Annotated in this window: 23 protein-coding genes; 14 read left to right on the forward strand and 9 right to left on the reverse strand. The window is 71.8% G+C overall.

Going from position 1 to position 22,688, the window contains the following annotated elements; translation table 11 throughout:
- The first annotated feature begins 41 nt into the window (after window positions 1-41).
- Both BLR04_RS34165 and BLR04_RS34170 read left to right on the forward strand, forming a co-directional pair.
- The gene (locus BLR04_RS34165; RefSeq protein WP_090773161.1) at window positions 42-686 is read left to right on the forward strand and encodes a response regulator; all 645 of its coding nucleotides are present in this window, start codon (window positions 42-44) and stop codon (window positions 684-686) included.
- Between the two features lie 45 nt (window positions 687-731).
- Window positions 732-1,439: a DUF4328 domain-containing protein gene (locus BLR04_RS34170; RefSeq protein WP_090773163.1), complete on the forward strand. Its 708-nt coding sequence runs from the start codon at window positions 732-734 to the stop codon at window positions 1,437-1,439.
- A gap of 7 nt (window positions 1,440-1,446) precedes the next feature.
- On the opposite strand, the gene BLR04_RS34175 is transcribed toward BLR04_RS34170, so the two are convergent.
- The 3 genes from BLR04_RS34175 to BLR04_RS34185 form a co-directional block, all read right to left on the reverse strand.
- Entirely contained in the window at window positions 1,447-5,091 is a 3,645-nt protein-coding gene (locus tag BLR04_RS34175; protein ID WP_176903418.1) for a DNA polymerase III subunit alpha, read from the reverse strand.
- Entirely contained in the window at window positions 5,091-5,357 is a 267-nt protein-coding gene (locus BLR04_RS34180; protein WP_176903419.1) for a DUF6504 family protein, read from the reverse strand. The genes BLR04_RS34175 and BLR04_RS34180 overlap by 1 nt, the downstream gene beginning before the upstream one ends.
- Before the next feature lie 79 nt (window positions 5,358-5,436).
- On the reverse strand, window positions 5,437-6,183 hold the full coding sequence (locus BLR04_RS34185; protein WP_090773167.1) for a GntR family transcriptional regulator: 747 nt from the start codon (window positions 6,181-6,183) through the stop codon (window positions 5,437-5,439).
- Window positions 6,184-6,406: 223 nt separating this feature from the next.
- Between BLR04_RS34185 and BLR04_RS34190 the strand changes: the two genes are divergently transcribed.
- Genes BLR04_RS34190 through BLR04_RS34215 form a run of 6 tightly spaced genes read left to right on the forward strand, consistent with a single transcriptional unit; the run spans window position 6,407 to window position 12,457 of the window.
- Window positions 6,407-7,447 (forward strand): ABC transporter substrate-binding protein, encoded by a 1,041-nt coding sequence (locus BLR04_RS34190; protein WP_245740841.1) that lies wholly within the window; start codon window positions 6,407-6,409, stop codon window positions 7,445-7,447.
- A complete protein-coding gene (locus BLR04_RS34195; protein WP_090773171.1) occupies window positions 7,444-8,268 on the forward strand; it encodes an ABC transporter permease in 825 nt (274 codons plus the stop codon). The genes BLR04_RS34190 and BLR04_RS34195 overlap by 4 nt, the downstream gene beginning before the upstream one ends.
- On the forward strand, window positions 8,256-9,116 hold the full coding sequence (locus BLR04_RS34200; protein WP_090773173.1) for an ABC transporter permease: 861 nt from the start codon (window positions 8,256-8,258) through the stop codon (window positions 9,114-9,116). Before BLR04_RS34195 ends, BLR04_RS34200 begins: the two co-directional genes overlap by 13 nt.
- The gene (locus BLR04_RS34205) at window positions 9,113-10,183 is read left to right on the forward strand and encodes an ABC transporter ATP-binding protein (protein WP_090773175.1); all 1,071 of its coding nucleotides are present in this window, start codon (window positions 9,113-9,115) and stop codon (window positions 10,181-10,183) included. Before BLR04_RS34200 ends, BLR04_RS34205 begins: the two co-directional genes overlap by 4 nt.
- Before the next feature lies 1 nt (window position 10,184).
- Window positions 10,185-10,796: an HAD family hydrolase gene (locus BLR04_RS34210; protein WP_090773177.1), complete on the forward strand. Its 612-nt coding sequence runs from the start codon at window positions 10,185-10,187 to the stop codon at window positions 10,794-10,796.
- Window positions 10,797-10,843: 47 nt separating this feature from the next.
- Window positions 10,844-12,457 carry a serine/threonine-protein kinase gene (locus BLR04_RS34215; protein WP_245740842.1) on the forward strand — a complete coding sequence of 538 codons (1,614 nt, stop codon included), beginning with the start codon at window positions 10,844-10,846 and terminating at the stop codon, window positions 12,455-12,457.
- Between the two features lie 383 nt (window positions 12,458-12,840).
- On the opposite strand, the gene BLR04_RS34220 is transcribed toward BLR04_RS34215, so the two are convergent.
- Window positions 12,841-13,428 carry a TetR/AcrR family transcriptional regulator gene (locus tag BLR04_RS34220; RefSeq protein ID WP_090773179.1) on the reverse strand — a complete coding sequence of 196 codons (588 nt, stop codon included), beginning with the start codon at window positions 13,426-13,428 and terminating at the stop codon, window positions 12,841-12,843.
- A 91-nt stretch (window positions 13,429-13,519) separates the two neighbouring features.
- On the opposite strand from BLR04_RS34220, the gene BLR04_RS42085 reads away from it, so the two are divergent.
- A complete protein-coding gene (locus tag BLR04_RS42085) occupies window positions 13,520-15,436 on the forward strand; it encodes an ABC-F family ATP-binding cassette domain-containing protein (protein WP_245740844.1) in 1,917 nt (638 codons plus the stop codon).
- Window positions 15,433-16,311, forward strand: coding sequence for a Vgb family protein (locus tag BLR04_RS34230; RefSeq protein ID WP_090773181.1), 879 nt, complete (start codon window positions 15,433-15,435; stop codon window positions 16,309-16,311). Before BLR04_RS42085 ends, BLR04_RS34230 begins: the two co-directional genes overlap by 4 nt.
- A gap of 89 nt (window positions 16,312-16,400) precedes the next feature.
- On the opposite strand, the gene BLR04_RS41030 is transcribed toward BLR04_RS34230, so the two are convergent.
- Both BLR04_RS41030 and BLR04_RS34235 read right to left on the reverse strand, forming a co-directional pair.
- Window positions 16,401-16,547: a hypothetical protein gene (locus BLR04_RS41030; RefSeq protein WP_176903420.1), complete on the reverse strand. Its 147-nt coding sequence runs from the start codon at window positions 16,545-16,547 to the stop codon at window positions 16,401-16,403.
- Between the two features lie 87 nt (window positions 16,548-16,634).
- Window positions 16,635-17,603 carry an NmrA/HSCARG family protein gene (locus BLR04_RS34235; protein ID WP_090773183.1) on the reverse strand — a complete coding sequence of 323 codons (969 nt, stop codon included), beginning with the start codon at window positions 17,601-17,603 and terminating at the stop codon, window positions 16,635-16,637.
- A 93-nt stretch (window positions 17,604-17,696) separates the two neighbouring features.
- Between BLR04_RS34235 and BLR04_RS34240 the strand changes: the two genes are divergently transcribed.
- Complete coding sequence (locus tag BLR04_RS34240) at window positions 17,697-18,170, forward strand: MarR family winged helix-turn-helix transcriptional regulator (protein ID WP_090773226.1); 474 nt, start codon at window positions 17,697-17,699, stop codon at window positions 18,168-18,170.
- Window positions 18,171-18,535: 365 nt separating this feature from the next.
- Here the strand turns inward: BLR04_RS34240 and BLR04_RS34245 are convergent, their stop codons facing one another.
- Window positions 18,536-19,159 carry a TetR/AcrR family transcriptional regulator gene (locus BLR04_RS34245; protein ID WP_218129275.1) on the reverse strand — a complete coding sequence of 208 codons (624 nt, stop codon included), beginning with the start codon at window positions 19,157-19,159 and terminating at the stop codon, window positions 18,536-18,538.
- 37 nt (window positions 19,160-19,196) lie between these two features.
- Between BLR04_RS34245 and BLR04_RS34250 the strand changes: the two genes are divergently transcribed.
- The 3 genes from BLR04_RS34250 (at window position 19,197) to BLR04_RS34260 (ending at window position 21,692) form a co-directional block, all read left to right on the forward strand.
- Window positions 19,197-19,886 (forward strand): hemerythrin domain-containing protein, encoded by a 690-nt coding sequence (locus BLR04_RS34250; RefSeq protein ID WP_176903421.1) that lies wholly within the window; start codon window positions 19,197-19,199, stop codon window positions 19,884-19,886.
- Window positions 19,887-20,113: 227 nt separating this feature from the next.
- On the forward strand, window positions 20,114-21,061 hold the full coding sequence (locus tag BLR04_RS34255; protein ID WP_090773189.1) for a quinone oxidoreductase family protein: 948 nt from the start codon (window positions 20,114-20,116) through the stop codon (window positions 21,059-21,061).
- 4 nt (window positions 21,062-21,065) lie between these two features.
- Entirely contained in the window at window positions 21,066-21,692 is a 627-nt protein-coding gene (locus tag BLR04_RS34260; RefSeq protein WP_090773191.1) for a LysE family translocator, read from the forward strand.
- Between the two features lie 106 nt (window positions 21,693-21,798).
- Here BLR04_RS34260 and BLR04_RS34265 read toward each other — a convergent pair whose 3' ends face one another.
- Both BLR04_RS34265 and BLR04_RS34270 read right to left on the reverse strand, forming a co-directional pair.
- Window positions 21,799-22,287, reverse strand: a complete 489-nt coding sequence (locus BLR04_RS34265; RefSeq protein WP_090773193.1) for a DUF6941 family protein — start codon at window positions 22,285-22,287, stop codon at window positions 21,799-21,801.
- Window positions 22,287-22,688 carry a helix-turn-helix domain-containing protein gene (locus BLR04_RS34270; protein ID WP_245740846.1) on the reverse strand — a complete coding sequence of 134 codons (402 nt, stop codon included), beginning with the start codon at window positions 22,686-22,688 and terminating at the stop codon, window positions 22,287-22,289. Before BLR04_RS34270 ends, BLR04_RS34265 begins: the two co-directional genes overlap by 1 nt.

The raw sequence follows: 22,688 nt of genomic DNA on the forward strand, positions 1-22,688 counted from the left end.
AGCGTCACTCGGCCGAACGGCTGATCCCTAGGGTAGGAACCGTGACTATTCGGGTTCTCATCGCCGACGACCAGCATCTGGTCCGCACCGGCTTCCAGATGATCCTGGACGCGCAGCCCGACATGGAGGTCGTGGCCGCGGTGTCCGACGGCGCCGAGGCGGTCGCGCAGGCCAGGAGGCTGCGGCCCGACGTGTGCCTGCTCGACATCCGGATGCCCAAGCTCGACGGCCTGGAGGTGACCCGGCTGCTCGCCGGGCCTGGCGTGGAGAACCCGCTGCGGGTGGTCATCGTCACCACCTTCGACCTCGACGAGTACGTCTACGGCGCGCTGCGCTCCGGCGCCACCGGGTTCCTGCTGAAGGACAGCGGGCCCACGCTGCTGATCGAGGCGGTCAAGGCCGCCGCGGCCGGCGACGCGCTCGTGTCGCCGTCGGTGACGCTGCGGCTGCTGCGGCACCTGGCCCGGCCCGGCCCGGCCGCCCCGGCGGGCGACCCGCTGACCGAGCGCGAGCTGGACGTCGTCCGCCTGGTCGCCAGAGGACGGACGAACCAGGAGGTGGCGGCGGAGCTGTTCGTGTCGCTGTCGACGGTGAAGACGCATCTGGGCAGCATCCAGTCGAAGCTGGGTGTCCGCAATCGGGTGGAAATCGCTGCTTGGGCGTGGGAATCCGGTGTGGTGAGCTGATTAACGGCGGGGCCGCCTGGATACAAGTGAGACAGAACCCAGCGCATGGCCCGGGGGGAGATCAACGTGCGCAACGCCCAGGCAGTGCCGACCAGAGCCGCGTCCGCCGTCTACGTGACGCTCGCCGCCCAGGTGCTCTCCCTCTGCGCCCTCGTGATCTTCGAGCAGACCCGTGGCCGCCGGCTCACGGCCCAGCTCGCCGCGTTCGGCGGGCGTCCCCAGGGCGCCGACGCCGAGGCGGTGATCGGGGCGGTGACCGTGTTCGCGGTGCTGATGATGCTGGTGGCCGGCACCTCGATCGCCGCCGCGGCGGCGTACGTGACCTGGCTGGTGCGGGCGAGGCAGGCCAACGACCGCTCGGCCGCCACGGGTCCCGTCGCGGCCGCCTGGCTGGTGCCGGGCGTCAACCTGGTCGCCCCGGCGGTGCTGGTCGACGGGGTGTGGCGGGGCGCCAGGCCCCCTGCGGGCGGGCGGGGGCGCTGGCTGGCTCTGCTGGCCGGGTGGTGGCTGAGCTGGCTCACCATGCTCGCCCTGGTCACGATCCGGCTGCCGCTCAGCACCTCCGACGGCGACCTGACCGGGGTGGGGGTGCCGGAGCTCGTCTGCGCGGTCGTGGCCGCGCTGCTGTGCGCGGCCACCGTACGCGAGCTGACCGCCCTGCAGCGGGCCGGCCGCACCGCCCCGGCGGAGCTGGTGCTCGAACGCACGCCCCACAGCGGCTCCTTCGGCCACCCGGGCCTGCAGAAGGGCTGAGCGCGGCTCACGCGGCCGTGGGGCCCGAACTGCCCGGGCTGGCGTGCCACAGCCGGCGGGGCGGGTTGCCGAGCGCGGGGCCGAGGTCGGCGTACGGCGACAGGCAGAAACCGTTGGCGTACTCGATGGCGCGCCCGCCGACCCCCGCCGACTCCTCCGGGGCCCGGTCGATGACCTCGCGGACCGCCTCGATCCCCCGCGAGCGCCACAGCGCGTCGAGGTCGGCGAGGTCCCAGCAGTCGACCGCCCGCATCGACACCGCGCGGACGCCCGTACGCCGGACCACCCCCTTGGCCAGCAGCAGCCACGAGCCGAACACGATCGAGGCGCACCGGCCCTGCACCGACTCGAAGAACGTCAGGTCGATCGGCCCGGTCGAGTCGTCGAGCGTGGTGAAGATGACCCGCCGGCCCGAGCGCACGGCCGGCGTCTGGGTCGCCACCTTGACCCCCGCGACCAGGATCTCGGCCCCGCTGCGCTGGGCGAGCAGGTCTTTGGAGCGCACCACCCCGAGGGCGTCGAGCAGCTCGTCGTGGAAGCTGATGACGTGCCGGCTGACGTCGATGCCGAGGATCTCCAGCTCGGCCTCGACCATCTCGGCCTCGGTCATCTCGGGCAGCTCGCCCGGCGGCAGGTGCTCGCCGAAGCCGAGCGGGAGCTGCACGGCCACCGTCTCCTCACCCCGCGGGGAGCCGGACGCGTGCCGGTCGTAGCGCCGTGACCTGCGCGGGCCCGCGTGCACGCCCGCCGCCGAGGCCCGGTCGAGCACGCCCACCCTGGCGACCAGGTCGCGGCGGGTCAGCTCGCCCGGCCGCCAGCGCGGCCCGCCCGGGCGCAGATCGTGCAGCGCGTCGAGGCCGCCGACCTGCACGATCCGTTCGAGCGTCGGACGCGAGGGCCTGGCGCGGTCCCAGAAGTCGGCCATCGACGTGTACGGCTGCCCGGCGACCATGCGCTCGACCTCCGCCTCGCTCACCCCCTTGACCGCCGAGAACGGCACCCGCAGCGCGTACCCCTTGCCGATCTCGCTGATCCGGAAGTCTTTCACCCGGCGCCGCGGGTCGTCGTCGCCCAGCTCGGCGGGGCGGACGCGGAAGCTGACGCGCGGGCCGAGCCGTTCCACCCGCCAGTCCTTGCCCGACTTGTTGACGTCGAGGGGCAGGATCTTCACCCCGCACTGCCGGGCCTCGTCGATGATGACGCGCGGCGGGTACATGCCGGGATCGTGCGTGAGCACCCCGGCGAAGAACGCCGCCGCGTGGTGCCGCTTCAGCCACGCCGACTGGTAGGTGGGCAGCGCGAACGCCGCCGCGTGCGCCTTGCAGAACCCGAACGCGCCGAACGCGTCCAGCACCTGCCAGGCCCGCTCCACGGCCGCGTCGTCGAAGCCGTTGGCCTGCGCCAGGGGGACGAACGCGCGGCGCACGCGCTCGCGCCCCTCCGGCGTGTCGAGGGTGCGCCGCAGCTTCTCGGCGTACGACAGGTCGCGCCCTGTCATCACCGAGATGACCTTGAGGACCTGTTCGTGGAACACCACGACCCCGTGGGTCTCCTTCAGCGCCTCGTGCAGCCGCTCGTGCGGGTAGTGCGGCTCCCGCCACCCGTGCCTGGCCTCCAGGTAGGGGGTGACCATGTCGGAGTTGACCGGCCCTGGACGGAACAGCGAGATGTCCACGATCAGGTCGTGCATCCTGCGCGGCTCCAGCTTGGCCACCAGCTCCCGCTGCCCCGGCGACTCGATCTGGAAGCAGCCGAGGGTGCGGGAGGCGCAGATCATGTCGTAGGTGTCCTGGTCGTCGTGGGGGACGTACTGGACGTTCTGGTCGTCACCGCTCTGGCGGTCGAGCTCGACCACGACGCCGTCGACGCGTTCGATCTCGCTCAGCGCGTACGCCATCGCCGACTGCATCCGCACGCCCAGCACGTCGAGCTTGAGCAGCCCGGCCTCCTCCACGTCGTCCTTGTCGAACTGCGACATCGGGAACCCCAGCAGGCTGCTCTCGACCGGCGTGCGGTCGCGCAGCCCCGCGTTGCCGACCAGCACGCCGCACGGGTGCAGCGCGATGTGCCGCGGCAGGCCGTCGAGCTTCTCCGCCAGCCGGAACACCCGGTCGAGCCCGGCCTCGCCGAGCCTGCTCTCGCGCAGCTCGGGCAGGTCGTGCAGGGACGCGGTGATCTGCTTGGCCCTGATGTGCGGGAACGCCTTGGCGATGGCGTCGATCTCGTGCGGCGGCAGGCCCATCGCCCCGGCGACGTCGCGGATGGCGCTGCGTGCCCGGTAGGTCTCCATCATGGACACACAGGCCACCCGGTCTTCGCCGTAGCGGTCGAAGATGGCCTGGTAGCAGTCGAGGCGGCGGGCCGACTCGACGTCGACGTCGATGTCGGGCAGGCCGACCCGGCCCTCCGACAGGAAGCGCTCCATGAGCAGGCCGTGGTCGAGCGGGTTGACCTCGCCGATGCCGATGAGGTAGTTGACCAGGCTGCCGGCGCCCGAACCGCGCACGGCGCAGCGGATGCCCATGTCGCGGATCATGCCGGTGATGCCGGCCACGGCGACGAAGTAGCCGGACAGGCGCTTGCGCTCGATGATCGCCATCTCGTCGGCGAGGCGCCGCCTGGCCTCGGCGGAGCGGTCGAGGCCGCGCCGGGCCAGGCCGTCGGCGACGCCGCCGCGCAGCATCGCCACCGGGTCGCCGCCGACCTCGGGCAGGTGCAGGGCGGGCGGGTCGTTGCGCAGCGCGAGCACGTCGAGCGGGTCGATCGCGCACGCCTCGGCCAGCAACCGGGTGGTGGCCAGCAGCCGGGCCACCCGCTCGCCGTCGCCCGCGCACACCTTGGCCGCCACCCGCTCCATCTCCGCGGTGCTCTTGAGGTAGGCGTGGGAGGTGGTGCCCTCGAGGTGGCGCGGGTGCAGCGGGACGAGCCGGCGGGCCGCGTCGAGCACGTCGCCCACCTGGTGGTCGGCCGGGTCGAGGTAGCGCGCCGCGTTCGTCAGCACGGCGGGCACACCCATCGACTCGGCCAGCGCGAGCATGCGCACGGCGGTGGTGGCGTCGCGGTAGCCGTACTGGTCGACCAGCTCGACCACCACGCCGGGCAGCGCGGCGCGCCACAGGCCGAGCAGTGTCCTGGCGCGGTCGTCGCGCCGCTCGGCGACCGCGCGGCCCACGTCGGAGCGGGGCCCGAGCAGCACCACGAGGCCGTCGTCGGCGCCGAGACCCGGGCGGCCTGGGCCGCCGGCGAACTCGCCGAGCAGCTCGCGGGTCACCGTGGGCGTGCCGCGCCCGTCGCCCGCGAGGTGGGCGGCCGTGACGAGACGGCACAGGCGCGACCAGCCCTTGCCGCGGGCCAGCACCGTGACGCGGTCTTCGGCGTCGGGCGCGGTGCGCGGCCGGGGCGCGCGCATCCCCGGCGCGGAGGTGCGTTCGGGGACGCCGAGCGCCAGGTCGACGCCGAGCACCGGCGCGATGCCGGCGTCCGCGCACGCGCGGACGTGCTTGACGGCGCCGTAGAGGCCGTCGCGGTCGGTCAGCGCCAGGATGTCCATCCCGTGCTCCAGCGCCCGCCCCACCAGCGCCCGCGGGAACGCGGTGCCGTAGCGCATGGAGTACGCGGAGGACACGTGCAGGTGCGGGAACGGGGGCGCCATCAGTCCCACGCCCGCATCAGCAGCCAGCCGTCGCCGGCGGTGTCGTAACGCAGCTCGTAGGAGCCGACCTCGCGGCCGGGGCCGGCCTGCACGCGCCAGAAGCGGCGCTCACCCGGGTCGCCCTCGCCCGTCTTCCACCACTCGCGCGCGATCACCCAGCTGTCGAGGACGCTCCGGACCAGGTAGAGCCGGTCACGCCAGACGAACTGGGCCGGCTCCCCGTCTCGGGTCCACACCTCTATCGGATCGCCATAGAGTCTGCTCAAGACGCTTCTCCCCGCGGCTTCGGTTCTCTTCCTGAACCACCCGGGGGAAGGCGGGTGTTGATGTATCGAACATATGTTCTCAGCGCTCGAAACGCAAGTCGCCCACCTGCCGTGCGAGGGGGTTGGCGCCGATCGAGTTGCGGATGCTGAAGGCCACGCTGCCCGCCCGGTAACGGTCGTCCGACGTCTCGACGGGCCGGCCCTCGTGGGTGGTCGTGGTCCTGCGCTGGCGCAGCAGCGGGCTGCCGCGGCGCACGCCCAGCAGCCGGGCGTCCACGGCCCCGGCCGCCACCGCGTCGATGAGGTGCTCGCCGTAGGCGAACACCAGGCCGACGGACTCGTACAGCGCCTCGGTGACCGATCCGCAGTCGGCGGGGAGCCCCTCGACGGCGGGCGCAACCCAGCCCGCGTAGACGGTGCGCTCCAGCAGGACGGGCTCACCCTCCAGCGTGCGCACGCGCAGCACCTCCAGCACGTCGTCGCACCCGAGTCTGGCCGACTCGGCGCCGCTCGCGCGCCTGCGGCGCTGCTCCACCACCTGGCCGCCGTAGCGGTTGCCGTTCGCGCGGGCCCACTGGGCGAAGCTGTGCAGCTCGGCGAAGCTCTGGCTGCGCACCTTTCCGAGCACGATGCGCCGTGCGCCCTGCCGGGAGCCGACCAGGCCCTCGGCGGCCAGTACCGCCACCGCCTGGCGGACCGTCCCGCGGGCGGCGCCGTACCGTTCGGCGAGCTCCGTCTCGCTCGGGAGCGGGGAGCCGACGGGATGGGCGCCGGAAAGGATCTCCTTACGAAGCTCTTCAGCGATCCGTTCATAGCGCGCCACCATCCCCGTCCTTCCCCATTCACATAAGAGCAACATTTATGCGACTTACTAGGGCTCGCTTGTTTGTACAAGTTCCCCTAGATTCTTGCCACACCCCCTGGAACATGGAGGCGTCGTGTTCACACCTCGCACTCGTGCGGCCGGCGTTGCCGCATTTCTTTCCCTCGTCGCAGTGGGCTGCGGCGCGGCCCCCAGCACCCAGACCACCCAAGCCTCGGAAGGAGGAGTGAACGCGGCCACCGCCACGTCCGCCGCCGATTTCGGCGGGTTCGACAAACTGGTCGAGGCGGCCAAGAAGGAAGGCACGCTGCACGTCATCGCGCTGCCGCCCGACTGGGCCAACTACGGCGAGATCATCGAGAAGTTCCAGGCCACGTACGGCATCAAGATCGAGAGCGAGACGCCCGACGCCTCGAGCTCCGACGAGATCAACGCCGTCAAGACCCGCAAGGGCCAGGACCGCGCTCCCGACGTGCTCGACCTCGGGCAGTCGTTCGCGCTCAGCGGCGCCGCAGAGGGCCTGTTCGCCCCGTACAAGACGCAGACCTTCGACAAGATCCCCGAGGGTCAGAAGGAGCCGACCGGGCTCTGGGTCAACGACTACGGCGGCTACGTCTCCATCGGCTGCGACGCCAAGAAGATCGCCACCTGCCCGACGAGCTTCGCCGACCTGCTCAAGCCCGAGTACAAGGGCAAGGTCGCGCTGAACGGCAACCCGACCAAGGCAGGCTCGGCCTTCGCCGGCGTGCTCGCCGCCTCCCTGGCGAACGGCGGCTCCTTCGACGACATCCAGCCCGGCATCGACTTCTTCAAGAAGCTGAAGGACGCCGGCAACTTCAACCCGGTCGAGACCACGCCCGCGACCATCGAGAAGGGCGAGACCCAGATCAGCATCGACTGGGACTACAACAACGCCGCCTACGCTCCCCAGATGACCGCCAAGGGCATCGACTGGAAGGTCAACATCCCGAGCGACGGCAAGTACTTCGAGATGTACGCCCAGGCCATCAACAAGGACGCCCCCCACCCGGCCGCCGCCCGCCTGTGGCAGGAGTTCATCTACAGCGCCGAGGGCCAGAACCTCTACCTCAAGGGCTTCGCCCGTCCCGTCCTGCTGCCCACGATGACCACCGAGGGCACCGTCGACCAGGCCCTGGCCGCGCAGCTGCCGGCCGTGGACGGCACGCCGCAGTTCCCGACCACCGAGCAGGTCACCGCGGCCAAGGAGAAGGTCGCCAGCGGCTGGGACGCGGCGATCTCCGGATGAGCTCGTCCCGTTCGAGGGGCCGGCTCGGCGCGCTTCCGCTGCTCGCGTTCTACGCGGTGGTGTTCGGCGTCCCCGCCGTCGCGCTCGTCGTGGGGGCGTTCACCGTACAGGGCCGGCCGAGCCTGGCCAACGTGTCGCAGAGCCTGCAGGGCGGCTACCTGACCGCCATGATCGGCAGCGTGCGGCTGTCGGCCGTGGTGGCGGTGCTGGGCGCCGTCCTCGGCACGTTCCTCGCCTACGCCGTCGTCACCTCCCGTTTCACGCTGCTGCGGGAGTCCGTGCTGACCGCCTCGGGCGTGCTCGCGAACTTCGGCGGCGTGCCGCTGGCGTTCTTCTGGATCGCGACGCTCGGCAACTCCGGCGTGGTCAGCGGGCTGATCGGGCTGCCGTCCGGGTCCCTGTACACCTTCTGGGGGCTCGTGATCGTCTACCTGTACTTCTCGATCCCGCTGATGGTGCTGTCCATGGCCCCGGCGCTCGACGGGCTGCGGCCCCAGTGGCGCGAGGCGGCGGCCAACAACGGCGCCACGGCCTGGCACTACTGGCGCTTCGTCGCGCTGCCGGTGCTCGCCCCCGCGATGCTCGGCGGGGTCGTGCTGCTGTTCGGCGGCGCCTTCTCCGCGTACGCCACCGCGAACGCCATGGTCGGCACCGTCGTCCCGCTGGTCACCCTGAAGATCGCCAGCGCGCTGACCGGCGACGTGCTGATCGGCCACGAGAACATCGCGCTCGCGCTCAGCCTCGACATGGTCGTGGTGGCCGGCCTCGTGATGGCGATCTACCTGCCGCTGCAGAGGAGGACGTCCCGATGGCTGCAATGACCGGTCTGGAGCGCGGCCCTGCCGTGCCGCCCGTCCGGCGGGCCGCGGGCCGGCCGCGGGTGTGGCGGGCCGTCGTGTTCGTGCTGGCCACGGCGTACTTCCTGGTGCCCCTCGGGGCCTCGTTCTGGTACACCGTCCACACCCCCACCACCGGGGTGTCGTTCGCACCGTACGGCGAGCTGGTCACGGCCGACGGCTTCGCGCGCTCGCTGGCGCTCTCGCTCGGCCTCGCCGCCGCGACGATCGTGCTGGTGCTGCTGCTGGCGCTCCCCGCGATGCTGGCCGTACGGCTCTTCGCGCCGCGGCTGCGGCCGGTGATGGAGGTGCTCTGCACGCTGCCGCTGGTGGTGCCGCCGATCACGTTCGTCGCCGGGCTCGGCACGTCGCTGCGCGTCGGCACCGACGTACTGGCGCCGACGCCGTTCTGGGGCACCCTGGTCGCGATCCAGGACCCCGGCTTCCCCGTGGTGCTGGTGCTGGCGTACGTGGTGCTGGTGCTGCCGTTCGTGTACCGCTCGCTCGACGCCGGCCTGCGCACGATGGACGTCAGGACGCTGGTGGAGGCCGGCCGCAACCTCGGGGCCTCGTGGCCGTACGTGCTGTTCCGGGTGATCGTGCCCAACCTGCGCTCGGCCCTGGCCAGCGCCTCGTTCCTGACGCTCGCCCTGGTGCTGGGCGAGTACACCGTGGCGAGCCTGCTCGGTTACGAGCCGTTCGCGGTGTGGATCGTGACCGTCTCCGGCTCCAAGGGCCAGCTCTCGGTCGCGGTGTCCATCCTCAGCCTCCTGCTGATCTGGATGCTGCTGCTCGCCGTGTCGAGCGTCTTCGGTAGGGAGAAGAAGAAGTGACCGCATCGGTGGAGTTCCGCGGGCTGCGGCGGACGTTCGGCAGGACCGTCGCGCTCGACGGCCTTGACATGGTCATCGAGCCGGGCGAGTTCGTCGCCCTGCTCGGCCCGTCCGGCTGCGGCAAGACCACGGCCCTGCGCTGCGTGGCCGGGTTCGAGCAGCCCGACTCGGGGGCCGTGCTGGTGGACGGCAAGGACGTCACGAACGTCCCGGCGAACAAGCGCGACGCGGGCATGGTCTTCCAGTCCTACTCGCTCTTCCCCAACCTGAACGCCCGCGACAACGTCGCCTTCGGCCTGCGCGTCCGCAAGGTCGACGCGCCCACCCGGCACAGGAAGGCGAACGAGCTGCTCGAACTCGTCGGCCTGCCGACCCACGGCGACCGCTACCCGCACCAGCTCTCCGGCGGCCAGCAGCAGCGCGTCGCCCTCGCGCGCGCGCTCGCCCTGGAGCCGCGCGTGCTGCTGCTGGACGAGCCGCTGTCGGCGCTGGACGCCAAGGTGCGCGTGGCGCTGCGCGAGGAGATCCGCCGCCTGCAGCTCGACCTCGGCATCACCACCATCTTCGTCACCCACGACCAGGAGGAGGCCCTCTCGGTCGCCGACCGGGTGGCGGTGCTGCGCGACGGGCGGCTGGAGCAGGTGGGCGCGCCCGCCGAGGTGTACGACCGGCCGGCGACGCCGTTCGTGGCCGAGTTCGTCGGCACCATGAACCACGTGGCCGGGAACGTCTCCGGCGACCGGGTCACGGTGCTCGGGCAGGTCCTGCCGGTGGACGGCCCCGTGCCTGCCGAACCCTCGGTGGACGTGCTGATCCGTCCCGAGGCCGTCCAGGTCTCGCCCGACCCTGACGGCACCGCCGAGGTGGTGGCCGCGTCGTTCCGTGGCGCGTCCGTACGGCTGCGGGTCGCCGTGGACGGCGGCGAGGTGCTCGCCGACGTGCCGGGTCACGAGGCGATCCGGCTCGGCGCGGGGACGCGTGTCGCGGTGCGGCTGGTGGAGCGTCCCGTCCTGGTGGCGCCCCGCACGGTGGCGGCGCCGGCGCCGGTCGCGGCCGACGCCGTCTGACGTGCCCGCCCCCGACGCCGTCCTGCTCGACATGGACGGCACGCTCGTGGACACCGAGGGCCTGTGGTGGGAGGCGGTCGCCTCCGTCGCGGAGTCCCTCGGCCGTCCCCTCTCCGCGGCCGACACGCCGCACGTGCACGGCCGCACGATCGAGGACGTGGCCGCCTACCTGCTGCCGGACGGCCGCGACGCGGCGGCCATGACCGAGCGGCTCACGGACGCCTTCGCCGAGCGCCTTGCCGGGGAACTGCCGGTGGTGCCCGGCGCTCCTGAGCTGCTCGCCGGGCTCGCCGCCGCGGAGATCCCGACGGCCCTGGTCAGCGCCTCGCCCCGGAGCATCGTGGAGCTGGTGCTGCCGCGGCTGGGGCACGCGTTCGACCTGGTCATCGCGAACGAGGACACCCCGCGCGGCAAGCCGCACCCCGACCCGTACCTGGAGGCCGCCCGGCGGCTCGGGGCGGCGCCGGGTCGGTGCGTGGTGCTGGAGGACAGCCCGGCCGGGGTCGCGGCGGCCACGGCCGCCGGGTGCCGCGTGCTGGTCGTCTCGCCGCACGACGGCCTGCCCCCGGCGGAACACGTCTACGGGGAGCGGCGCGCCGACGAACGTACATAGTGCGCATTTCCGTGAGGATGCTCTCCGTGTGGGTAAGCTAACGCGCCGTGAGCGGAGAAACCTCCCACCTCGGGCCCTACAAGCTGCTCAGCGTGCTGGGACGCGGCGGGATGGGCACGGTCCACCTCGCCGAGGACCCCTCCGGGCAACGCGTCGCCATCAAGGTGATCAACCCGGAGCTCAGCCAGCACGAGCAGTTCCGCATGCGGTTCCGCAGGGAGGCGGAGGCGGCGCAGCGCGTGCGCCGGTTCTGCACGGCCGCCGTGATCGAGGCCGCGCTCGACGGCGACCAGCTCTACGTCGTGACCGAGTACGTGCCCGGCCCCAACCTGGAGGCCGCCGTCCAGCAGTCGGGGCCGCTGCGCGGCTCCAGCCTCGACGCGCTGGCCGTCAGCGTGGCCACCGCGCTCACCGCCATCCACTCGGCCGGGGTCGTGCACCGCGACCTGAAGCCGTCCAACGTGCTGCTGTCGCCGGTCGGGCCGCGCGTGATCGACTTCGGCATCGCGCGGGCGCTCGACACGCTCGGCGGGGTCACGACCACCGGCGAGCTGGTCGGCACGCCCCGCTACATGGCCCCCGAGGTGCTGCAGGGCGAGCCCGTCTCGCCCGCCTGTGACGTGTTCTCGTGGGGCTGCCTGATCGCGTTCGCGGCGACCGGGCGCTCGCCGTTCGGCGGCGAGACGCTGGCCGCCATCGTCTACCAGGTGCTCAACAACGAGCCCGACCTCGATGCCGTCGAGCCGGGGCTGCGCGAGCTGGTGAAGGCGGCGCTGCAGAAGAGCTCCGGCCCGCGGCCCACCGCGCAGCAGCTGCTCGACCACCTCGTCGGGCGGTCGGCCGCGCCGGAGCTCGCCGCACGGACCGTGCAGGTGAGCTGGCAGGAGCGCGGCACCGTGCCGTACACCGGCGCCCCCGCTCCGCCGAAGCGACGCCGGCGGCTCTACATGGGGCTCGCGGCGGCCGCGGTCCTCGCGCTCGGCGCGGGCGCCGGCGCGTGGCTGCTGCTCGCCCACGACGGGCCGCCCGAGCTGGAGGTCCTCTACACCGAGGACTTCTCGCGACCGTCCGGCTGGGCCGGCGTGTACGACGCAGAGGAGCCCGCCGCCCACGGCTACCGCGCCGACGGCACGTACGGACTCGACGTGCAGCCCGGACGCGTGGAGCGCTGGGCCCAGGCGCCCGCCCCGTACGTCGTCAGGCCGCCGCGCAACTCTCACGAGGCGGCCACGTCGCCGCCGATGCTGCCCGAGACCGTGGTCATCAGCGTCACCACCGACATCAGACAGGTCAGCGGCATCGGCGAGTACGGCCTGTACTGCCACAGCACGGAGGACGGGTCGTACTACGAGTTCGGCCTCGACACCCGGGGGACCGCGCGGATCCGTCGGGTCTTCAACGGGCTTGGCTCGACCTTGTCGGGCCCCGTCCGGGTGGACGGGCTGCCCGCTCGGGCGCGGCTGACGGTGGCCTGCGAGCAGGTGGGCACGTCCGTGCGGCTGACGATGTGGGTGAACGGCACGCGGGTGCAGCAGGTGGAGGACCCGAGCGGGATCGGGAACGGGTATCTCGGGGTGTTCGCGCGTACGACCAAGGACGGCTCGTCGCTGCTCAAGACCACCTTCGACGACTTCGAACTCCGCGGCAACCTCCGGCCCTGACCCCACCGGCACCATGAGAGAACCCCGGCACTGAGCGGCAGCGACAGCCGGACGCCATCTACTCCGGCACTGGTCTGCGGCGAGAAGCGGACGCCGCGTGCATCGGCACGGACGGCGTTTGCTCCGGCACGAGCCCGCGCGCCTTGGCACGAGCGCCGCGTGCTTCGGCACGGGCGGGCGTGTGCTTCGGCACGAGCGCGTGTGCCTTGGCACGAGCGCCGCGTGCATCGGCACGGGCGGGCGTGTGCTTCGGCACGAGCGCGTGTGCTTCGGCACGAGCGCGTGTGCTTCGGCACGAGCGCGTGTGCTTCGGCACGAGCGCGTGTGCTTCGGCACGAGCGCGTGTGCTTCGGCGCGGGGCGGCCGCGAGGGCCGGGCGCTGTTCAGAGGACCCCGGCGCGGGCGGCGGCGAGGGCCGCGTCGGCGGCTCGGTCGGCGTCGTGCTCGCTCACCGGCTCGTGGGCGACGAACAGCCGGTAGTAGACGGGCGCCACCGCCACCCTGATCACCTCGCTGGGGTCGACGACGTCGGGCAACTCGCCGCGCTCGATCGCCCGCCGCACCACCTGGGCCGACTGCTCGTGCCTGGCCGCGAAGAAGTCGTGCAGCGCCTTGGCCGCGGCCGGGTCCTGCACTGCCGCGGCCACGAACGCCGACGACACCGGCCCCAGCTCGGGATCGGCGAACCCGCTCCGTACGAGCTGGACGACGCCCCGCAGGTCGCCCGCGATCGAGCCGGTGTCGGGGATCGGCCACGGCTCCTCCCCCGCGAGCTCGAGGGCGTCGGAGATCAGCCCTTCGATGCCGCCCCACCGCCGGTAGACGGTCGTCTTGTGCACTCCTGACCGTTCGGCGACGTTCTCGACGGTCAGGCCCGCGTACCCGTGCTCGGCCAGCTCGGCGAGCGTGGCCTGCCGTACGGCTTCGCGGACGCGCGCGCTGCGCCCGCCGGGGCGCTTCTGAGGCTCCAAAGACTACTCCAGTTGCGTTTACCTCTTCGATGTGACAAACTAAAGCTACAAGAGTTGCGATTGGAGTTCCACCCTGACCATTCTCAGAAGAGTGTCCAAGTCGTACGACGGCCGCGCCGTTCTCACCGACGTGTCCCTGTCCGTCAAGCCCGGCGAGCGGCTCGGCATCGTCGGCGAGAACGGCTCGGGCAAGTCCACGCTGCTGCGCCTGCTGGCCGGTGTCGAGCGCCCCGACGACGGCGAGGCGCTGGTGTCCGACGACCTCGGTCATCTCGGGCAGACACTCGACCTCCCGCCCGACCACACCGTCCGGCAGGCCGTCGACGTGGCGCTGTCCGAGCTGCGAGCCATGGAGCTCCGCATGCGCGAGCTGGAGTCGGCGCTGACCGAGGAGGTCATGGACGAATACAGCGAGCTGCTGACGGCGTACGAGCTGAAGGGCGGCTACGAGGCCGACGCCCGGGTCGAGAAGTCCTTCCACGGCCTGGGGCTGGCCCACGTGGCGCCCGACCGGCGGCTGTCGAGCCTGTCGGGCGGCGAGCTGGCGCGCCTGGGCCTGGCCTGTGTGCTGGCCGCCAGGCCGCGCGTGCTGCTGCTCGACGAGCCGACCAACCACCTCGACGGGTCGGCGCTCTCCTGGCTCGAAGAGCGCCTGCGCGAGCACCGCGGCTCGGTGGTCGTGGTGTCGCACGACCGCGTCTTCCTCGACCGGGTCGCCACGGCCGTCGTCGAGGTCGAGCACGGCACCGTCACCCGCTTCGGCGGCGGCTACCCGGGGTTCCTCGAGGCGAAGGCGGCGGCCAGGGCACGCTGGGAGCAGGCGTACGCCGCCTGGTGCGACGAGGTGCGGCAGGTGCGCGAGCACGCGTCCACCACGGCTCACCGGGTGGCCGCCGGCCGCGCGATGCGCGACAACAACAAGATGGCCTACGACCGCGCCGGTGGGCGCGTGCAGAGGTCGGTCGCCGGCCGTGTCCGCAACGCCCACGAACGCCTGCGCCGTCTGGAGGAATCCCCCGTCCCCCGCCCACCCGACCCTCTCCGCTTCCAGGGCACCTTCCACGCGCACCCCGCCCCACGCGGCGCCACCACCCCGCCGCCGCCGGGAGACGACACAGCGACCAACCACCAGCAGCAGGAGGAAGAGCACCCGGCGACGGGCCGCGACCGACTGCTGAAAGGCTCGGCCTCCGACCACGCGCCACAGAAACGTGCACAGGCGACGGAGCACGCACAGGTGACCGACCACGCGCTACCGGAACATGCACAAGCGACCGAGCACGCGCTACCGGAACATGCACAGGTGACCGAGCGTCCGCAGCCGCGACCTACGACGCCGACCGGGCACCCCCGGCCGCAACATGCGACGCTGACCGGGCACTCCCGGCCGCAACATGCGACGCTGGCCCAGCGCCTGCTGCCTGGAAGTGGCGTGGCGGCAGGGCGGTGCGCTGTGGCGGGCGATTCCGAGGTTCTGGTGGAGTTGCGCGACGTCCACATCGGCGACCGGCTCCACGTGCCCGCGCTGACCATCTCGGCCGGCGACAGGCTGCTGGTCAGAGGCGCCAACGGGGCGGGCAAATCGACGCTGCTGCGCGCCGTCGCCGCGCACGCACGCCACCTGAAGGTCGGCTACCTGGCCCAGGAGGTGGCGTTCGACCCCGACCTGTCGGTCCTGGACGCGTACGGCGGGCTGGGCGACCCCGACGAGCGCAGGGCGGCGCTGCTCAGCACCGGGCTGTTCCGGCCCTCCGCGCTCACCCAGAAGGTCGGCACGCTCTCGGTCGGCCAGCGACGCCGGTTGGCGCTCGCCCGCCTGCTGCCCCGCGAGCACGACCTGCTGCTGCTCGACGAGCCCACCAACCACCTCTCACCGGTGCTGGCAGAAGAGCTGCAGCAGGCGCTCGACACCTACCGGGGCGCGCTCGTCGTCGTGTCACACGACCGCGCCTTCGTCAGCCGCTTCCGCGGCACCGTGATCAACGTTGCAGGGGGACGCATCTCATGACCGAACTGACCATGATCGAGGCGGGCGCCCCGTACGGCATCGCCACCGGGCCCGACGGGGCGCTGTGGTTCACGCTCGTCCACGAGGGACGCATCGGCAGGCTGCGGCCCGGCAGCGACCCCGTGATCCACCAGCTCGACCCCGACGGTCAGCCCATGGTCATCACGCCCGGCCCCGACGGCGCGATGTGGTTCACGGAGGGCAGGGGCGGCCGGGTCGGCCGCATCACCCCCGACGGACACGTGACGACATACCCGGCCGACTCCCCCTACGGCATCACGGCGGGCCCCGACGGCGCCATGTGGTTCACCCAGATGCAGCCAGGCAAGATCGGCCGCATCGACGCAGACGGCGCGTTGACCGAGTTCGCGATCCCGCTGGAGGGCGGCATGCCCGCCTTCATCACGGCAGGCCCCGACGACGCCTGCTGGTTCACCCTCAACCAGGCCAACGCCATCGGCCGCGTGTCACCAAGAGGCGAGATCACCATCCATCCGCTCCCCACGGAGGCCGCCGCACCGGTAGGCATCACCCTGGGCCCGGACGAGGCCCTGTGGTTCGTGGAAATCGCCGCAGGCCAGATCGGCCGAATCGACACATCCGGCAACTTCACCGAATACCCCCTACCCGACCGCGCCTCCCGCCCCCACGCCATCGTCACCGGCCCCGACGACGCACTCTGGTTCACCGAATGGTCCACCGGCCACCTGGGCCGCATCACCCCAGACGGCTCCATCACCGAACGCCCCCTCCCCACCCCACCGCACCCCCACGACAAGCCCGCCCCCACCCCCGAACCCCACGGCCTGACAGTCGGCCCCGACAAGTCCATCTGGGTAGCCCTGGAATTTGGCGCTCTGGCCCGCATCCCCTGACCCACCAGAAGGCACCCCAAGCACCGCCTCGCCCAACGTCCCGACCATCGGCACGTCACCACCGCGGGCAGGTCACCACCGCAGGCGCGTCAGACGACCAGCCCGATCCTCGACACGGCGACCGGGTCGGCCAGGGCGGCGGTGAGGTTGCCGGCGACCGGCGACGGTGCCGCCGGTCGCCGGGAACCTGCCCACAGCTTGTGCTGTGGGCAGGGCTGCTGCCGGTGTCGTAACACGGCTTCACGACATCACCGGGGGGAGACCGCGCGTGGGGAGGGGACGGCTCACCGGGGGGACCACGCGCGGGGAGGGACGGGCGCCGGTCAGTGCGGGATGGCGTCGCGGTGGGCGGCCAGCCACGTGTCGAACGACTGCAGCCTCGGGTTCAGCTCGCGCAGCAGCTCGGGGTCGATGAGCTCCACGATGTCCGGGGCGGCCGTGATCAGGTACTGGAGCATGTTGCCGACCTCGCCGGCGCCCGGGAACCCCGCGGCCCGGATCATGTCGGGGCTGACCGCCTGGTAGGTGACGGGCTCGCCGAGCGCCAGGCTCAGTGCGGCGGCGTACTGCGCGCCGGTGAGTACGGACCCGGCGACGCTCACCCGCCTGCCGGCCATCCCGATCCCGTGGCGAAAGATTCCCAGCACGGTCCTGCCGACGTCCTGCGCGGCCTGGGCGGCCACCCGCGCCTCGCCGAACCCGAGCGGCAGCACCAGCGCCCCCGTCTCGTCACGCCGGGGCGCGAACATGTCCAGGAACGCCTCGTAGTAGACGTTCGCCTGCACGAAGGTGGTGGGCACGCCCGACTCGAGGAAGAACCGGTCGGCCTCGGCCTTGCCGTCGGCGTGCGGCACCTTGTACGTGCCCTCGAAGCTCGGCGTCCCGTCGCCCGGCCGGAAGTAGCCGCGGGTGTCGGACAGCGTGGACCAGACGAAATGCCGTACACCGGCCTCCGGCCCAGCCCGCGCCGCGTTGCCGGCCTGCTCCCGCTCCTTGGTGGTCGCGGGCCGCGCCTGCTCCTCCTCGGGCGTGCGAGGCTCCCAGAAGTTGGTCACCACGAAGGCGCCGTGGGCGCCGTCGAACGCCTTGCGCAGGCTGCCCGCGTCGTCGAGATCGGCCTCGACGACCTCGGCCCCGAGCTCGGCCAGTTCTCTGGCCCGCGCCGAACCTGGGTCCCGGGTCAGGGCTCGCGCGGCGAACCGCCCACTGCGGTCGTCGAGGATCGCGCGGACCAGCCCGCCCCCTTGCGCTCCGGTCGCGCCTACCACGGCGATGATCTGCTGCTCGCTCACAGAGACAAAACCTCACATGTTCAGGTTGATGTATCAACCAGGCCACCATACAGCGCCAGGTTGATACATCAACCAACAGGTAGGATGGTCGTCATGGGATGGGAGCAGGACCTCGGCGAGGCCGACCGGATGTGGCGCACGTACATCGAAATGGCCAAGCACCTCAACTCGCACCTGCAGCAGCACCTGCAGCGCGAGTACGACCTGTCCGCGGCCGACTTCGAGGTCCTGGTCCGGCTCACGGAGTCGAAGCGGCGGGAGATGCCCGTCGCCGAGCTGGCTGCCGCGACCCAGTGGGAGAAGAGCCGCCTGTCCCACCAGCTCACCCGGATGGTGCAACGCGGGCTGGTCGAGCGAGTGGACACCGACGACCGCCGCTACCCCGACGTGCGGCTCACCGACAAGGGCTACGCGGCGATCAACCAGGCCGTCCCCGAGCACACGAAGATGGTTCACGCCCTGTTCATCGACGTGCTGGGGCACGAGCGGCTGGCCGGCTTCGCGGAGGCCTGCGCGGACGTGCTCCGCACGCTCGACGAGCACCGGGAGCACGACTGCCCGTTGTGACCCCGCTCCCGCACCACGTGAGTGGGCAGCCCGGGCTCGCGTCCGGAGGCGAGCAGCCGGTCCGGGGCGGCTGACCAAAGCGAGCACGCGCGTGCCGTGTTCCGGAATCGCGTTCACAGGTCCGGACGGACGCACAGCCGCCCACCCGACCCGTCACCGGCACAGCCGTTCCCGGCCTGGCGCGGGCCTACGAGTGTGCTTCCTGTGGTTCGTGGCCGTGCCGGTGTCACGACCCGGGGACGCACAGCGGCGGAAACGGACCCACGGCGGTGGCCGGGCTGCTGGGGCGTATGTCGTTTCCTGAGGTCGCGTTCAGCCGTGGGCGAGCAGGGCGCGGCCGCGGGGTTGCTTTCCTGTCTTCCGTTTTACGGGTGGTCGGGGTGGAGGAGGGCGTGCGTGGCTTGGGTGGACAGCCAGGTTGCGGCTTCTTCCCAGGTCCAGCCGAGTTCGTGGACGACGGTCCAGGCCGACGTCCCGAAGTGGAACCAGAGGACCTGCTCGGCCTTGGTGCGGTCGACGTCGTCGCGGAGTACGGCGAGTTCGGCCAGGCGGTCGGCGATGCGGCCGAGGTTGTCGCGGTAGCGGCGGACCGCCAGCGCGGCGGCCTCGGCCACCGCCGGATCGGACGTGCGGTTGTCCAGCAGCACCGCGAGGATCGCGGCCTGGCGGCGGGTGACCTCTCCGGTGCCGCGCGCGGTGGCGCGCAGGATCTCGCGCCCGTCGGTGAGCCGCGACACCTCGTCGAGCACCTCGTGGACGACCATGTCGGCGGCGCCGCACTCGGTGAGCGCGCGGACGAGCGCGGGCTTGCCTCCGACGCTCGTGTAGACGGTGTTCACCGCCACCCCGGCCCGTTCGGCCACGGCGGCGACGCTCGTACGGGTGTAGCCGCGCTCGGCGAAGAGCGCGAGGGCCGCGTCGAGGATCGCGGTACGGGTTTCCTGAGCCGCCGCGACCCGGATTTTCGAGGTGTAGGGACGCCGTGTCACACTTTCATCGTAACGACTCTCCATTGAAAGTATGACCATGACGACGGATAACCTGATCGACCCCTCCGCGCCCCGGGACAAGCCGGAGACCGCACAGATGAAGGTCATCCACAAGGCGCTGCGCCGGGAGCTCAGCCTGCTGCCCGTGCTGCTGTCCAAGGTCGCCGCCGGTGACACCGGGCGGGCCGGCGTCCTGGCCGGTCATGCGCTGCTGGTCCTCGACATGCTGCACGAGCACCACGAGGGCGAGGACGCCCTGCTCTGGCCGCTGCTGCGGCAGCGCGTCCCCTTGGAGGAGCAGCTGGTGCAGACCATGGAGGCGCAGCACGAGGTCGTCGCCGACCTGGTCGAGGCGATCCGTTCGCATCTCACGGACTGGTCGCGTGCGGCGGACGCGCGGCTCCGTGACCGGGTGACCGACTTCCTGCTGCGCCTGGAGGCGGCGTTGGAGGACCACCTCGACCTCGAGGAACGCGCCGTCCTGCCGCTCATCCACGAGCACCTGACCGTGCCGGAGTGGCTCGCGCCCCAGCACGCCGCGATGGCCAACGGCCCCGCGGGCCTGAAGGCGAAGCTGCTGCTCGCCGGGGTCGTCCTGGAGGACGCCACCGAACGCGAGCAGGCGTGGTTCCTGCGCTCGATGCCGCCACCGGCCCGCCTCATGTGGCGCCTGCTCGGCAGGCGGATGTACGCCGACCACACGGCCAGGATCCGCACCACCACATGAACGCAACGCCCGTCCCCTGCGGTCACCGACCCGCATGTCGACGTACCGCAGCAGCCTGCCGTCGCAGCCCGCTGAACGGTCCGGGGGCGCCCGCGCAGGCGGGCAGCGGCAACCGAGCAGCGTATGCGCGACGGCACGAAAAAGAAGGCCGACTGGGGGGGTGGGGGTGGTGAGTGGTCGGTGGGTGGGTGTGGAGTGTGGGGGGCGGGCGGAGTTGACTATGGGGTATGCATGCCATCATCGTCTCCGCCCAGGGCGGTCCAGAGGTTCTTGAATATGTCGAACGTCCCGACCCGGTTCCCGGTGACGGGGAGCTCGTGGTCGACGTCGCCGCCAGCGGGGTGAACTTCATCGACATCTACCACCGCTCGGGCGCGTACCCGCTCGACCTGCCCACCTCCATCGGGTCGGAGGGGGCCGGGACGGTGTCCGCCGTCGGTCCCGGGGTTGAGGGTGTGGCCGTGGGCGACACGGTCGCGTGGGCCAACGTGCTGGGCAGTTACGCCGAGAAGGCGGTGGTCCCGGCCGCGCGGGCGGTGCCGGTGCCGGACGGCGTATCCGCCGACGTGGCCGCCGCCGCGATGCTGCAGGGCATGACGGCCCACTACCTCACCCACTCCACCCACGAGGTGCGCGAGGGCGACCGGGTGCTCGTCCACGCCGGGGCCGGCGGCATGGGGCAGCTGCTCGTCCAGCTCGCCAAGCTCAAGGGGGCCACCGTCTTCACCACGGTCTCCACCAGCGAGAAGGAGAAGCTGGCCCGCGAGGCGGGCGCGGACGAGGTCCTGCGCTACGACGGCTTCGTCGAGCCGCTGCGCCGCTCGATCGACGTCGTGTACGACGGCGTCGGCAGGACCACGTTCGACGGCGGCCTCGAGGTGCTGCGCCCGCGCGGCCTCATGGCCCTGTACGGCGCCGCGAGCGGCCCCGTACCGCCGGTCGATCCGCAGGTCCTGAACAGGCAGGGCTCGCTCTTCCTCACCAGGCCGACCCTCATCCACTACATCGCCGACCGCGAGGAGCTGCTGCGGCGGGCCTCCGACCTGTTCGGCTGGATCTCGTCGGGGCAGTTGCGGATCTCCATCTCGCACCGCTACCCGCTCGCCGACGCGCGGCAGGCCCACGAGGACCTGGCCGGGCGACGTACCCACGGGAAGCTGCTTCTCATACCCTGACCCCATGGACATAGCAGGATCAATGCTGTCGTTCGCCGCCGTGGTGGCGCTGCTGACGGTGACACCCGGTCTCGACACGGCATTGGTCCTGCGCACGTCGCTGCTCGCCGGTCGGCGTCCGGCCTGGGGAGTGACGCTGGGCATCCAGCTCGGCACGCTCTCCTGGGGGCTGCTCACGGCGGCCGGGCTGTCGGCGCTCCTGGCCGCCTCGCAACTGGCGTACGAGGTGCTGCGCTGGGCCGGGGCGGCCTACCTCGTCTGGATGGGGCTGCGCATGCTGCTCACCCGGTCGGTGCCCGGTGACAGCGAGGACGCGCGCGAGGAGCTGCGCTTCGGCGCGGGCCTGCGCCGCGGGCTGCTCACCAACCTGCTCAACCCCAAGGTCGGGGTGTTCTACGTGGCGATGCTGCCGCAGTTCATGCCTGAGGGCGCGCCGCACGCGCTCATGGGGCTGCTGCTCGCCGGGGTGCACGTGACCGAGGGGCTGCTGTGGAGCGCGCTGCTGATCCTGTTCGCCTCGTGGATGAGCGGGTTCCTGCGCTCGCCGGGCGTGCGCCGGTTCCTCGACCGGCTCACCGGCCTGGTGATCGTCGGCTTCGGCGTCCGCCTCGCCACGAGCCACACGCCCTGACCCCCGCCGGCCGCCTGAACGCTCCAGCCGGTACGTCGCCGCCCCCTGGCTGATCGGTCCGCGGATCAGCACGCACCTCGGCCGAGGTGCGTGACCACACCGGCTATCAGTCGATCAGAACGCCTGAACCCAGAGCCTCTTCCTTCGCCCCCGCCTGCGCACCCTCTGTGGGCGGCTCCCCCCTGACCACGAACCGTGCGGAGGCGACCTCAGCATCGTTTACTTCCAAGATCCACTCGTAGACGCGACCGGCAGCCAGGGGCAGCGGTGGGATCTGGATGGCAAAGCTGAGGGTCAACGGGACCCGTCTTCCTATCGGCTCCGATTGATCAGCATGGGGTGCGAACTCACCATGGAAGGAGAGGACCCCATCGTTGTCGGCGAAAGGCCGAACGGGCCGCCCCTCTTCGTCCTGGAGCCGCACCACGAAAGAGATCTTTCCCTCGACGTCATCCCATGGGATGCGAAGGAAACCAGCAACAGCCGCCATCGGGACCACAGGCCCCGTGACCGACCAACCCGCTCCGAGCAGGTTGATCTTCCCTGTTGCGACATCGGTGCTGGCGGCATCGCTCAGAACGAGAAAGCCTTCCATCAGGAGGCAGCCCTCTTCAGCTCCAGCGCACCTGCCCCACGCGTGGGGGCAGCGCCTATAGCGCCCGCCGCTCCGTGGATGACGACGTGAGCCGGCGCCGATGTGGTGCCGGAAGCCATGCCTTGCGTCCGCACGATGTAGCACACCTCAGCGCCCACCGCCAGCGCATAGCGCCTGATCGTGGACATGCGGGGATCCCCGCCAACCCGTTCGAAGTCGGAGACGGCAGGCTGGCTTCGCCCCATTCTCTCGGCCACCTCCGCCTGAGTGAGGCCCAGTTGCTTGCGCACACCGACCAAGGCCTCGATGAGACGCATGTCTCGCTCGACGGCTGCGCTCTCACGCTGAACTTCGGGATCATCAGGGTCAATCCCGAGCAGTGCGGCGATGTCGCGGTCCAC

The organism is Nonomuraea maritima (assembly GCF_900100395.1).
GTDB classification, from domain to species: Bacteria; Actinomycetota; Actinomycetes; order Streptosporangiales; family Streptosporangiaceae; genus Nonomuraea; species Nonomuraea maritima.